General features: G+C 35.7%; 13 protein-coding genes. All 13 read right to left on the bottom strand.

Features of this window, described 5'->3' with window-relative positions:
• Nucleotides 1-9: 9 nt before the first annotated feature.
• On the bottom strand, nucleotides 10-1,314 hold the full coding sequence (gene fliI / locus CD003_RS02770; RefSeq protein WP_096199361.1) for a flagellar protein export ATPase FliI: 1,305 nt from the start codon (nucleotides 1,312-1,314) through the stop codon (nucleotides 10-12).
• The gene (fliH, locus tag CD003_RS02765) at nucleotides 1,301-2,119 is read right to left on the bottom strand and encodes a flagellar assembly protein FliH (RefSeq protein ID WP_179295401.1); all 819 of its coding nucleotides are present in this window, start codon (nucleotides 2,117-2,119) and stop codon (nucleotides 1,301-1,303) included. The genes fliI and fliH overlap by 14 nt, the downstream gene beginning before the upstream one ends.
• Nucleotides 2,112-3,128, bottom strand: coding sequence for a flagellar motor switch protein FliG (gene fliG, locus CD003_RS02760; protein ID WP_096199359.1), 1,017 nt, complete (start codon nucleotides 3,126-3,128; stop codon nucleotides 2,112-2,114). Before fliG ends, fliH begins: the two co-directional genes overlap by 8 nt.
• Before the next feature lie 14 nt (nucleotides 3,129-3,142).
• The gene (gene fliF, locus CD003_RS02755) at nucleotides 3,143-4,717 is read right to left on the bottom strand and encodes a flagellar basal-body MS-ring/collar protein FliF (RefSeq protein ID WP_096199358.1); all 1,575 of its coding nucleotides are present in this window, start codon (nucleotides 4,715-4,717) and stop codon (nucleotides 3,143-3,145) included.
• Between the two features lie 131 nt (nucleotides 4,718-4,848).
• Complete coding sequence (gene fliE / locus CD003_RS02750; RefSeq protein ID WP_096199357.1) at nucleotides 4,849-5,154, bottom strand: flagellar hook-basal body complex protein FliE; 306 nt, start codon at nucleotides 5,152-5,154, stop codon at nucleotides 4,849-4,851.
• A 14-nt stretch (nucleotides 5,155-5,168) separates the two neighbouring features.
• A complete protein-coding gene (gene flgC, locus CD003_RS02745; RefSeq protein WP_179295400.1) occupies nucleotides 5,169-5,621 on the bottom strand; it encodes a flagellar basal body rod protein FlgC in 453 nt (150 codons plus the stop codon).
• A 4-nt stretch (nucleotides 5,622-5,625) separates the two neighbouring features.
• A complete protein-coding gene (flgB, locus tag CD003_RS02740; protein ID WP_096199356.1) occupies nucleotides 5,626-6,024 on the bottom strand; it encodes a flagellar basal body rod protein FlgB in 399 nt (132 codons plus the stop codon).
• A 334-nt stretch (nucleotides 6,025-6,358) separates the two neighbouring features.
• Nucleotides 6,359-7,138: a GTP-sensing pleiotropic transcriptional regulator CodY gene (gene codY, locus CD003_RS02735; protein WP_096199355.1), complete on the bottom strand. Its 780-nt coding sequence runs from the start codon at nucleotides 7,136-7,138 to the stop codon at nucleotides 6,359-6,361.
• A gap of 20 nt (nucleotides 7,139-7,158) precedes the next feature.
• Nucleotides 7,159-8,556, bottom strand: a complete 1,398-nt coding sequence (gene hslU / locus CD003_RS02730; RefSeq protein WP_096199354.1) for an ATP-dependent protease ATPase subunit HslU — start codon at nucleotides 8,554-8,556, stop codon at nucleotides 7,159-7,161.
• A 74-nt stretch (nucleotides 8,557-8,630) separates the two neighbouring features.
• On the bottom strand, nucleotides 8,631-9,173 hold the full coding sequence (gene hslV / locus CD003_RS02725) for an ATP-dependent protease subunit HslV (protein WP_096199353.1): 543 nt from the start codon (nucleotides 9,171-9,173) through the stop codon (nucleotides 8,631-8,633).
• A gap of 363 nt (nucleotides 9,174-9,536) precedes the next feature.
• Complete coding sequence (gene trmFO, locus CD003_RS02720) at nucleotides 9,537-10,859, bottom strand: FADH(2)-oxidizing methylenetetrahydrofolate--tRNA-(uracil(54)-C(5))-methyltransferase TrmFO (protein WP_096199352.1); 1,323 nt, start codon at nucleotides 10,857-10,859, stop codon at nucleotides 9,537-9,539.
• Between the two features lie 78 nt (nucleotides 10,860-10,937).
• Nucleotides 10,938-13,010, bottom strand: coding sequence for a type I DNA topoisomerase (gene topA / locus CD003_RS02715; RefSeq protein ID WP_096199351.1), 2,073 nt, complete (start codon nucleotides 13,008-13,010; stop codon nucleotides 10,938-10,940).
• 324 nt (nucleotides 13,011-13,334) lie between these two features.
• On the bottom strand, nucleotides 13,335-14,183 hold the full coding sequence (dprA, locus tag CD003_RS02710) for a DNA-processing protein DprA (RefSeq protein ID WP_257008148.1): 849 nt from the start codon (nucleotides 14,181-14,183) through the stop codon (nucleotides 13,335-13,337).
• Between the last annotated feature and the right edge of the window lie 34 nt (nucleotides 14,184-14,217).

Genomic DNA, 14,217 nt, shown 5'->3' with positions numbered 1-14,217 from the left:
GTCACCTCACTAAAATTCCTGAACTAAGGAATCTACTGCCTCTTTATAAGTTAACTTTTCCTCTGTTGCTTGCTTTAGAAAGCTAATGATCTTTGGATATGATTGTATTGCCATATCAATCTCTTTTGATGAACCTCTTTTATAAGCCCCAATATTAATTAAATCTTCAGAGTCGTAGTAGGTTGATAATTGTTTCCTTAATTCATCTGCACTTCTTTGATGCTCGGGTGTAATTATTTCATTCATCACACGACTCACGCTTCTTAGTACATTAATTGCAGGAAATTGGCCTTTATTAGCCAACTTTCTATCTAAAACAAAATGTCCATCTAAAATACCACGTACTGCATCAGCTATTGGCTCATTCATGTCATCACCATCTACTAATACTGTATAAAAGGCAGTTATACTCCCTTTATCATTAGTTCCAGAGCGTTCTAATAATTTTGGAAGCATAGCAAATACAGAAGGAGTATATCCTTTTGTCGTTGGTGGCTCACCAACGGCTAGACCTATTTCACGTTGTGCCATTGCAAAACGAGTAACTGAATCCATCATAAGGTTGACATGCAAGCCTTGATTACGAAAATATTCACAAATGGCGGTTGCTGTCATTGCCCCTTTAATCCTCATTAAAGCTGGCTGATCTGAAGTAGCGACAACTAAAATGGTCTTTTTTAATCCTTCTACACCTAAATCTCTCTCAATAAAATCCTTTACCTCTCTGCCACGTTCACCTATTAATGCAATCACATTAATATCTGCTTCTGAATTTTTAATTATCATCGACATTAATGTACTTTTTCCTACACCACTACCTGCAAAAATACCAACTCTTTGTCCTTTACCTACCGTTAATAAACTATCAATTGCACGAATACCTAAACCCATAGGTTCTTTTATACGTGGTCGCGATAATGGATTAGGTGGGTCATTTTCTGTTGCAACTGGAGATAATCCATTAGGTAATTCTGTTCCATCAAGAGGTAAGCCACAACCGTCAACTACTTTTCCGATTAAACCAGAACCCACTTTAATTTCCAAAGGTTTTCTTGTTGCTTCTACTAGACTACCAGGTGAAATTTCACTCGTTCCATTCAACGGCATCAATAAAACATTTTCATCACGGAAACCAACAACTTCTGCCATTACTTTTAATTTCTTTTGCTTTCCTACGTGGATATAACATAGTTCACCTACTGAAGCTTGTGGGCCCTTTGATTCAATAGTTAACCCAACTACTCTTGTCACTTTACCGTACATTTTATATGGATCAATTTCTTGAATGAAATCAAGTAGCTTATTGGCGTTCATTCCTTTCCTCCTTCAGTTTTTCTAACAATTGAATTCTTATTTCGTTAAGTTGACTATCAATTGTAGCGTCTATCTGACCAAAGGGGGTTTCAATAATACAGCCATCAGAGTATAGCTTGTTATCTGGATAAATATATAACTCTTGACGATGGGGTAACATAGATTCAAGTTCCTCTTTTTTCTTCAAGGTTAACTCATACCATTTTGGAGGAACATAAATCTTTATATGTTCGTGTTCTCTCACTTCGTTAATTACCTGTTCTAGCACATGTTTCCAACAGTCTTCATCTTGACTTAATGATTGACCAATTATCTTTTTACTGACCTTCATCGCTAATTGAATTATGATTGGTTCAGCATTTTTTATTGTTTTAAAATAATCATCTTTTGCTGACTCCACCACATTTTGTGCTTCTGCTATTAGGTTATCAAAAGAATGCTGACCTTCTTGTTGACCTATTTGATAACCCTCTTGAAAACCTTGCTCTTTAGCCTGTTCTTTTAATTGAAAAATTTCATCTTGAGCAACTTGACGCTCATTTTCGATTTGCTTTCTTGCGTCTATAAGTTCTTGCTTAGCCTGTTGTAAAACCCGTTCAGCTTGTAAGTTAGCTTCTGATATAATCTCCTCAGCTAACTTATTACTTTTTTCTTCTATTTTAGACTCCTCAGGTTCTATAGCGTCTAAGCTTATTTTTCCAGTTAAATCCAAAGGCTCAAAGTCATCAAATAATTTTTTAATTCCTATCGTCTTAGCTTCAATTTCATTTGCTTGAGCAAAAGGGGATTTTATCAACCTAGACAATGATATCATCTCCTCCACCACGTGCGATGACAATTTCACCCGCTTCCTCTAAACGGCGGATAATAGCAACAATTCTTGATTGAGCCTCTTCAACATCACGTAATCTAACAGGGCCCATAAACTCCATTTCCTCTTTAAAAGTTTCAGCCATACGTTGAGACATATTATTAAAGATAACTTCACGAACTTCTTCACTAGAAACTTTAAGAGATAATTGTAAATCTTCGTTTTCGACGTCACGTATAACTCTCTGAATAGATCGGTTATCGAGTGTAACAACGTCTTCAAATACAAACATTCTCTTCTTAATTTCTTCAGCCAACTCAGGGTCTTGAATTTCTAATGCATCTAAAATTGTACGTTCTGTACTTCTATCAACACTATTTAATACCTCTACTACTGCCTCGATTCCACCAGCGTCAGTGTAATCTTGAGTAACAGTAGACGATAGCTTCTGCTCTAATATACTTTCTACTTCATTCACAATTTCAGGTGAGGTGCTATCCATTAGTGCAATTCTCTTAGCAACATCCGCCTGAACCTCTTGTGGAAGTTCAGAAAGAATTTGTCCAGCTTGAACTGATTCTAAATAGGAAAGTATTAACGCTATTGTTTGAGGATGTTCATTTTGTATAAAGTTTAATATTTGTGATGGATCTGCTTTCCTCGCAAAATCAAAAGGTCTAACCTGTAAAGTTGAAGTTAAACGATTTATTATCTCCATTGCTTCAGCTTCACCTAATGCCTTTTCAAGAACACTCTTCGCGTAGCCTATTCCACCTTGTGATATATAATCTTGGGCAATGGCTAATTGATGGAATTGTTCTAAAATATCTTCCTTAAGAGAACTTTCAACTTTTCTAACACTTGCAATCTCAAGTGTTAGCTTTTCAATTTCTTCCTCAGACAAGTGCTTATACACTTGGGCTGATACGTCTGGACCCAAAGAAATAAGGAGTATTGCAGCTTTCTGTTTTCCAGTTAGTTCACTTTTTTTTGCTCCTACCAAACCGCTCTCCCCCTTTAATCCTCAGATAACCAAGTACGAATTAGCTTCGAGAATTCTTCTGGCTTCTCTTTTGCCATTTTCTCTAATTGCTTTCTCTTTGTAGCTGACTCGCTATTATCATCATCTGGTATAGCATCTACTTCTTTATTTACCTCTTCAAGAACAAATTCTTCTTCCGCTTCTTCCTTACGCTTTTTACGAACTAATAAGAAGATTAGTAGAATAATAATTGCAACTAATATACCACCAACGATATATAACCAAGTAGGGATCATCGGCTGTACATCTTGGTCAAATTCAACCTTCCCAATAAATGGTTGAGAAGAAACAAATATTTTGTCATTAATTTGTTCAGGAGTTAAATCTGCAGCAATCGTACTATCAATTGTCGTTCTTACAATTGTACCTAGTATCTGTTGAACATCTTGAATACGCTCAACAGGTAATTCCTCTAAACCATCCGGAGGCTCTACCATGACTTGAATTCCTAAATCACGAACTTTATATGGGCTTTCAACAATCTCACGACGAATACGATTTACATCATTATTAATTCTTTCCTCAATGCGCTCATAGTCTCCACCAGCGCCGCCAACTACACCTGGAAAGTTAGGGATTTCATCGCCAACTCCTGCAACTCCACCTTCAACATCTTCACCAGTATAAGTTTCAGTAATTCTTTCGATACTAACTGCAAGTCCTTCTATATTCTCATCATCTACCGGAGTAACTAACTGCTCTTCACGATTCTCTTGTGTGAAGTCAATATCGGTTGTAACTGAAACTAGAACTTTATCTCGGCCCATCATCGTACCAAGCATTTGCTGCAACTGTCTTTGTAGGTCTCTCTCTATATCACGTTTAATATTTCTCTGCTGTTCATAGGCACTAAACGTATTTGTTGAAGAATTTTCATCATTATACTCAAAATGCTCAAACATCTGATTCATAATGACGATATTATCAGTAGTTAGCTTCGGAACACTTCTAGAGACAAGGTGGAACAGCGCCTTCACCTGTGTCGGTTCAAGCTGATATCCTGGAGCAATATCTAAAACAATCGAAGCAGACGCCGCTTCCTGACTATCAGATATCCATAAACTTTCTTCAGGTAATGTAATCATAACGTTAGCGCGATTAACACCATCTATATTACGAATTAAATTCGCAAGTTCCGTTTGCATAGCTGCACGTTCCATGACCGAGAATTCATTATCTGTCATTCCAAAACCCATTCTATCTTGGAAAAACGTATAATCAATACTCCCACTCCTAGGTATACCCTCTGCAGCAAGTTCTACTTTAAGCACATCAACTTGTGTTTCTGGAACACTTATCGTTGTACCATTGTCTGAAATCTGTGACGCAATCCCCCTCGCATCAAGAGTTTCTTTAATCTGTCCAGTTTCTTGAACAGATAAATTACTATATAAAGGAACAAAATTAGACCTAGTTCCGAAAAAGGTCAAAAGTATAAGTAAGATAATTAAGAGTAGAACAGAACCAAGCATAATACCTTTTTGAACACTGGTTCTACTATTCCAAAATTCTGTTACCTTCTCTTTATAGTTCATTAATTTGTCGTTCATGTGCCCTCCCCACTACCTACAACAACATTAAAATAAATACTTTTAAATTCCACCCTGAAAAATAGATGGTACGTCGTATAGATTACTAAATTAGAAATTATCTCCGTTCTTCCAGGGTGAAATGTTAGAAATTATACTGGCATTCTCATTATTTCTTGATAAGCTTCAACTGCTTTGTTTCTAATTTCTACTGTTGCTTGTAGCGCTACGCTAGCTTTTTGTCCAGTGATCATTACGTCATGTAAATTATCAATTTTTCCCTGAGCCAAAAGTTGCGTCTTTTTACCCGACAAATTTTGCAATTCATTCACGTTATTAATAGCGTTACTTAATGCCGCCTTAAATTCCCCTTGAGCTTCAGCTGGTGTTCTCTTCGCTGGTGTAATTCCAGTAATAGAGCCTGCTACAAAGGGAGATTGTATAGGATTAATGTTCATTATCATTTAACTCCTTAACGTCCAATTTCTAATGCTTTCATAAGCATATTTTTTGTTGCATTTAATGTTGTTACATTCGCCTCATAAGACCTTGTCGCACTCATTAAGTCGACCATTTCTCTCAAAGGGTCTACGTTCGGTAATTGTACATATCCTTCTTCATTAGCATCGGGATGTTCAGGTTGAAAAATCATTTTAAAAGGGTTTTGGTCCTCAATAATACGTGACACCTTTACCCCTTCTCCTGGACTATTTGATTGATTCATTGCTTTATTAAGGAAAGTTGAAAAATTCTGTTGGTTCGGTTGTAATACGACCATTTTTCTTCTATAAGGTTGCCACTCTCCATCTACCATTCTAGCTCTGGTTGAATCAGCATTTGCCATATTAGAAGAAATAACATCCATTCTTAATCTCTGAGATGTCAAACCTGAGGCCGTTGCATTAAATCCATTAAAGATTGACATTTATTTATCTCCCTCCTTTAATAGCAGTTTGCAAGCTAGTAAATCTTCCATTCATTCGGTCAATTAATGCATTATAATAAATTTGATTTTTGGCAAGTTCCGACATTTCATGATCAATATCGACATTATTGCCATTATGATTATACATTGTATTCTTATTAATTGAAATGCGTGGACCAGAATTGGCAGAAGAAAATTCATGATGTCTCGCATCTGTACGATTAGCGGATAATATTCGATTGTTTAACGCTTCATCTAACGTATGTTTAAAATTTACTTGCCTTGCTTTATAATTTGGAGTATCAACATTTGCGATATTTTGTGAAATCGCTTGTTGTCTTAACGTTGAACCATTAAGACCTCTCTCTAACGCTTGGAACGTATTATTTGTAAATAGATTCATCGGTAAATCCCATCCTTTTAACAGACGCTCTTATTTGTACATTACCATAGACGAAAGTTATACATTTTGTCTAATCTTGTCTAATTTACATTTTAAACAACAACTAGACAAATAGAAAGACCTAATTAATGAACTAATCGTTAACACAACAATTGTCCTAGTTAAACTAAAAAATAATCTACATAGCAAACTATACTCTCATGTCATTTTTAATTATAATACAAAACCTATGGATAAACGCCTAGAATATTTACTATTTTTTACAAAAATAAACCCAATGTTGTCATAAAAAAGAGGCTATTCCATCTGATGAGAGAATAACCTCTTTTTGGTACTAGTCGTTTTTAAGTTTTTCGAGTTCAGCTAAAAATTTATCATTCAATACCTTAATATACGTACCTTTCATTCCTAAAGAACGGGATTCAATTACACCAGCACTTTCAAGTTTTCTTAAAGCATTAACAATTACTGAACGAGTAATACCTACACGATCTGCAATTTTACTAGCTACTAGCAATCCCTCTTTACCATCTAACTCTTCAAAGATATGTTCAACAGCTTCTAATTCACTATAAGACAGAGAGCTTATTGCCATTTGAACAACAGCTTTACTTCTAGCTTCATCTTCAATTTCTTGTGTCTTTTCATGTAGTATTTCCATTCCAACAACTGTAGCGCCATACTCAGCAAGAATCAAGTCATCATCTGAAAAAGAATCACTTAATCGAGCCAGTACAAGTGTACCTAAGCGCTGCCCCCCACCAATAATAGGAACGATTGTCGTTAATCCACTCATAAATAAATCTTTATTTTCTACCGGGAAAGCAGTGTATTCACTTTCAATGTCAAGATTTGCTGACGTTTCTTCGATCTTAAACAGTCCAGTTGTATATTCTTCCGGAAATTGTCTGTCCTCTAGCATTTTCTTCATTCTTTCATTTTCAATTTCTTGCTTAATTGCAAATCCTAGTAGTTTACCACGACGACTAACTACAAAGATGTTAGCTGCTATTGCGTCTCGTAGAGTTTCAGCCATATCTTTAAAATTCACATGCTGACCACTAGATTTTTGTAGCATTTCGTTAATTTTTCTCGTTCTCATTAATAAATTCATTACAAATCCTCCTGCAATTTCTATAAAATATATTGGCTCAAATCCCTATTTTTCGCTATGGATGATAATTTTTCTTCAACGTAAGTAGGGGTAATTACAATCTCCTCAAGTGTAATATCAGGAGCTTCATAAGATAAGTCTTCAAGTAGACGCTCTAGTAAAGTATGAAGTCGACGCGCTCCTATATTTTCAGTATCCTGATTTACTTCAGTGGCAATTGTCGCAATCTTACGAATAGCTTCGTCAGAAAATACAACTTTTATACCTTCTGTTTCCAATAGAGCTGCATATTGCTTAATTAATGCATTATCGGGTTCAACAAGAATATTCACAAAATCATCAACTGTTAAGTTAGATAACTCAACACGAATCGGAAAACGCCCCTGTAATTCTGGGATTAAATCAGATGGTTTAGCCATATGGAAGGCACCCGCTGCAATAAATAAGATGTGATCTGTTTTAATTGGACCATATTTCGTCACTACCGTAGAACCTTCTACAATAGGTAATATATCCCGTTGAACACCTTCTCTTGATACATCTGCCGAATTTTGATTTTTTCCAGCAACCTTATCTATTTCATCAATAAAAATTATTCCTAGTTGCTCAACACGGTCGACTGCATCTTGTGTCACTTCATCCATGTCTATTAGCTTCTGTGCTTCTTCCTCAATTAACACTTTTCTAGCATCACTAACTGGTAGTTTACGTTTTTTCTTTTTCTTAGGCATCATGTTTCCAAGCATATCCTGCATATTCATTCCCATTTGTTCCATACCCGCACCTTGAAACATATCTAGAAAGCCTTGGCTCTGCTCTTCTACTTCAATCGTAACCATAGTATCTTCAAGCTCACCTAACGCTAACTTATGTGCCATTTGTCGTCTTCGCTGGTTGATGTCTTGTTCTTCTGAAGGATCTGTTGATGTTTCCTGTGTTGTTGTTTGTCCTTGATTAAATAGCATTTCAAAAGGATTTTTGTATTGGGTCGTTTTTTTCTTCGACGGGACCAATAATTCAACCATTCGTTGATTTGCGTGCTCTTCTGCTGTACCTCGAACAGAAATCATTTTTTCTTCTTTTACAAGTCTAACTGATGTCTCAACTAAATCACGGATCATTGATTCAACATCTCGACCAACGTAGCCTACTTCAGTAAATTTCGTCGCCTCAACTTTTACAAATGGAGCTCCGACTAACTTTGCAAGCCTTCTAGCAATTTCTGTTTTCCCAACACCAGTAGGGCCAATCATAAGAATATTTTTAGGTGTTACTTCCTCACGCAATTTATCAGCTAACAAACTACGGCGATACCTATTGCGGAGAGCAATTGCAACGGATTTCTTTGCATTTTCTTGCCCAATGATATACTGGTCTAACTTTTGTACAATTTCACGAGGTGTTAAATTTTTTTGCATATAATCAACCTCCATAAGATGGATTAATTAATTCAGCTTTAACTATACATTGGAACCATAATTTCAAATATCAATCAAAGTTCTTCTATAACAATTTGGTCATTGGTATATACACAAATTTCGCCTGCTGTTTCTAGAGCAGCAACTGCAATTTCTTTTGCTGTCATATCTTTTGCGTGTTTCTTTAAAGCTCGGCCCGCTGATAGAGCATAATTCCCTCCAGACCCAATTGAAAGAATGCCATCATCTGGCTCTATAACCTCACCAGTTCCTGATACCAAGAGTAAGTCGTCTGAGTTCATTACGATAAGCATTGCTTCTAAACGTCTCAACACCTTATCACTACGCCATTCTTTTGCTAGTTCTACAGCGGCTCTCTGGAGATTACCGTTATATTCTTCAAGCTTCCCTTCAAATTTCTCAAATAATGTAAAAGCATCTGCAACCGAACCAGCAAAGCCTGCAAGAACCTTCCCTTGATATATCTTTCTGACCTTTCTTGCTGTATGCTTCATAACTACCGCATTACCAAACGTAACTTGACCATCACCCGTCATAGCTGATTTACCATTATGTTGTATAGCAAAAATAGTTGTTGCATGAAAGGTTTGTTCCATTAGAAATCCTCCTTTAGCAATAAAAACTGAACTCATGCCATCATTTGTAATAATGCCTAACTAATAATCAATATAGTGCATGTAAAGTACAATATGATAAACATTGTTTATTAAGGTGAGAACTGGTATGTAGAGTAGCGTATATATACATAAACATATATGAAGGCATAAGAAACAGCAGCTAAGCTTTCGATGAAACTGCTGCTTCATAAATGACAGTAAGTGATCAATGTCTGCGTTTAGTCATAACTGTATAAATTAAACATTCTTTTTAAAATTATACTAGTTTTAAGTTTTCATTAACCATACTACCTTAACAAAGCCATTAAATCTTACCACACATCTGAACACATGACAACAAATTTACAATTTATTCATAAAATTCTGAATTGATTGTAATGCTCGCTCAGCTAACTTTTCATAACGTTCTTTCTTATTACGAATACGTTCTTCTAAAGGTGGCACTAAACCAAAATTAGCATTCATCGGTTGGAAATTCTTAGAATTTGCTGTCGTAATATATTCAGACATACTACCAATAATAGTTTCTGGAGGAAATGAAACAACCTCTTGTTCTTGGGCTAACCTCGCTGCATTAATACCAGCAATTAGACCCGAAGCAGCCGATTCCACATATCCTTCAACTCCTGTAATTTGTCCTGCAAAAAAGAGAGTTTCATTTTCTCTATATTGGTAGGTTGTTTTCAGTAGTGTCGGTGAATTTATAAACGTATTACGGTGCATTACACCATAACGAACTATTTCTGCGTTTTCAAGTCCTGGAATTAATTGAAGAACTTCCTTTTGAGGGCCCCATTTCAAATGAGTTTGAAAGCCAACAATGTTGTATAATGTTCCCGATTGATTATCCTGTCGTAGTTGCACTACCGCGTATGGTCTCTTCCCAGTCTTTGGTTCTTCAAGCCCTACTGGCTTCATCGGTCCGAAAAGCATCGTTTTCTTTCCTCTTTTAGCCAAAACTTCAATCGGCATACACCCTTCAAAAAAGATTTCTTTTTCAAATTCCTTTAACGGTACAGTTTCCGCTGATACTAAAGCATCATAGAATCGGTCAAATTCCTCTTCTGTCATTGGGCAATTTAAATAAGCCGCTTCACCTTTATCATAACGAGACTTTAAATAAACCTTAGAACGATCAATTGATTCAGTTTCAATAATTGGAGCAGCAGCATCATAGAAATAAAAATAATCTTGACCAGTTAACCTTTTTAGCTCTGAAGATAACGCTTCTGATGTTAGAGGTCCTGAGGCTACTACTGTAATTCCCTCTGGTATTGATGTTATCTCTTCATTAATAACTGTCACTAATGGATGATTCTTAACTGATTCTGTTACCATCTGACTAAATTCGTGTCTGTCTACTGCTAGAGCACCACCTGCAGGCACTGAACAGTTATCAGCAGCTTTAATGATAACTGAGTCTAATTGTCTCATTTCTTCTTTTAAGACGCCTACTGCGTTAGTTAACGTATTTGCCCTTAAAGAATTACTACATACTAATTCTGCAAATTTATCTGTATGATGAGCCGCCGTTTGTCTAACAGGTCTCATTTCGTATAAATTGACTGGAATGCCTCTTTCGGCAATCTGCCATGCAGCTTCACTTCCTGCAAGACCTGCCCCGATGACATTAACATGTGTTTTTTGCAATCGTATTCCCTCCATCGCCTTTCATCAAACCTCTAACATCATATACTAGAATAATGTTTCAATCAATTAAATTTACTTAACTTTCACGAATTGTTAATTTGTTTCTTCTTTATAATCACAAGATACACACTGTACGTGCACACCTTTTTTCGTTTTCTTTTCTACAAGCATCTTTTCACATTTCGGACATGGTCTTGCAATAGGTTTATCCCACGATACAAACTCACATTCAGGGAATCTGTCACACCCATAAAAAGTACGACGCTTTTTACTTTTTCGCTCAACGATATTCCCTTCCTTACACGTTGGGCATTTAACGCCAATATCTTTAACAATAGCCTTAGTATTTCGACATTCTGGAAAATTAGAACATGCCATAAACTTCCCATAGCGCCCCATTTTATAAACCATTTCATGTCCGCACTTTTCACAATCTTCTCCAGCAGGTTCATCCTTTATTTCTACTTCTTCCATTTGTTCTTCTGCAACTTTTAAACGCTTTTCAAAATTTGTATAGAAGTGGTCTATAATTCCTACCCAATTTTGTTGTCCTTCTTCAATAGAGTCTAAATCGTTCTCCATCTTAGCTGTGAACTCAACGTCAAGAATTTCAGGGAAAAATTCTACAATTAGCTCTAAAACGATTTCACCTAATTCTGTTGGGACAAACCGTTTTTCCTCAAGAGCAACATAGCCTCTTCTTTGAATTGTGTCTAATGTAGGTGCATAAGTAGATGGACGACCTATTCCGATCTCTTCCATAGTTTTGACGAGTCTTGCTTCAGTATATCTTGGTGGTGGTTGCGTAAAGTGTTGATTAGGTTCAATGCTATTTTGTATCACTTTATTTCCTTCTTCAAGATTCGGCAACAAGCGGTCTTCTTCTTTTTTACCGTCATCATTTCCTTCAATATAAACTTTCATAAAACCAGCAAACTTAACTTTAGAACCTGTCGCTCTGAATATTACACCTTCATTATTAATATCAACTGTCATTGTATCCATAATAGCAGGTGCCATTTCACTAGCAACTAACCGTTCCCAGATTAATTTATACAGTCTTAATTGATCTCTAGATAAATAGCTTTTAATTGTTTTTGGGTCATAATAAACCGATGTTGGACGGATTGCTTCATGAGCATCCTGTGATTTTTTATCCTGCTTAACAACTCTTGTTCCTTGACGCGTATACTCTTTACCGTAATTTTCTTCGATGTAACTTTTCGTTTCTTCTTTTGCTGTATCAGAAATACGAGTAGAGTCAGTACGCATGTATGTAATTAAACCAACCGTACCTTCTTTCCCTATATCAATACCTTCATATAATTGCTGGGCAATCATCATTGTTTTCTTAGCACGAAAATTCAACTTGCGCGCTGCTTCCTGTTGTAATGATGAAGTCGTAAATGGTGCAACTGGATTTCTTTTACGTTCTTTCTTTTTAACTGATTCTACAATAAAAGAATCCTCTTTTAATTTACTTAAAACTTCATTAACTTCCTGTTCAGATGATAACTCAACTTTCTTTCCATCTACCCCATAGAATTTCGCTTCAAACGCCTCATCCTCTAGAGATAATGAAGCTTGTATACTCCAATATTCTTCAGGAATAAAAGCTTTAATTTCCTTTTCACGTTCCATAATCATTTTCACCGCTACAGATTGTACTCGACCTGCACTTAACCCCTTTTTTACTTTCTTCCATAATAATGGGCTAATGTTATAACCTACAAGTCGATCTAGTATACGTCTAGCTTGTTGGGCATCTACTAAATCCATATTTATTTTACGTGGTTCTTTAAAAGCGTCCTTAATTGCTTGTTTGGTAATTTCATTAAAAACAACTCGACATTCAGAAGTCTCATCAATATTTAAGCTATGCGCTAAGTGCCACGCAATTGCTTCCCCTTCACGATCCGGGTCAGCTGCGAGATACACTTTTTTAACCTTTTTTGCTGCTGTTTTTAATTCTTTTAGAACCGGACCTTTCCCACGAATTGTAATATACTTTGGATTAAATTCCTGTTCTACATCCACTCCCATTTGACTTTTCGGCAGATCTCGAACATGTCCCATTGATGCTTTAACCGTATATTTTTTTCCTAGATATTTACCAATCGTCTTTGCTTTAGCGGGAGATTCAACGATTACTAAATAATCAGCCATATATGTTTCCTCCCCCATGAGAGTATTTTTAAAATCTTCCCTATTATTAATCACAATTTTATCATTTGTCAAACATTACTTAATTATTTAGGATGAAAGAAGGATAAATTTCAGCCTAAATGCCACTTTATTTTTTTTTTTGTAAATTAACTAATTCATAGTACTAGGGGTATTCAGTTCCTTTTTTATAAAAAACTAAATTTTATAGGTTTTATGTTATCTTTATACGGTTAACTATATAAAAAAACTAGATTAAACATATTTTTTAAAATATATATTACAATAACTACAGAATAGACAATTTATAATAGTTTTACTCCCTCTTTACGAATAACCTAGTAAAATATCTTCATATGTTAAAACTAACTTTGCTCCTTGTTGGATTAAATGATTCGTTCCAATCGAATTATTCTCTAATATGGAACCAGGAATTGAAAACACTTCCCTCCCCTGTTCCAATGCTTGATCAGCTGTAATGAGTGCCCCACTTTTTTCCTTAGCCTCTACAACTAGAGTTCCAATACTAAGTCCACTAATAATTCGATTCCGTAACGGGAAATGCCATTTTTGAGGTCGTTTGAAAGGGGGAAATTCGGATAATAATAAATGATTTGTAGCGAGTTCTCTTGCTAATGATTTGTTTTCTTTAGGATAAATGTGATAAAATCCAGCTCCAAGAATTGCAATAGTTTTCCCATTATGTGTGCAAGCGAGTGTATGGGCATGTGTATCAATACCTAAAGCTAAACCACTTGTAACAACCCATCCTTGCTTGATAAGTGGAACAACAATCTTTTCAAGGCTATAAAGTCCATTCTTAGTAGGAAACCTAGTTCCAACTACCGCTAACCCAATTCTATTTGCAATCGAAAGATCACCAATGCTATATAGCACCCATGGCGGGTCATAAATTTCTTTAAGTAACTTAGGATAATCATCATCTAACACAGTTACTGTTTTGATTTTATGCTTATCATATTCTTGAAGGATAGTAGAAATAATGGTTGAGTGTAAGTCTTCATAAAATAAAGAGGCGTATTCTTCCCGCATTCGAAAAGTGGTAACTAGATCTTTAACAGTCATTTTAAATATAGAAGAAAGCGAAGGATCAAAACAGAAAAAGGCATTTATTGTTTTCCAACCTACTCCACGACAATGATGAATTAGTATCAACCTTTCGTTAATAATTTTAACACTAATAAAATCA

The sequence above is a fragment of the Bacillus sp. FJAT-45350 genome (assembly GCF_002335805.1).
Lineage (GTDB): Bacteria > Bacillota > Bacilli > Bacillales > NISU01 > FJAT-45350.
The sequence above is the reverse complement of the archived record's forward strand: the minus strand, read 5'-3'. Positions and strand labels throughout refer to the sequence as shown.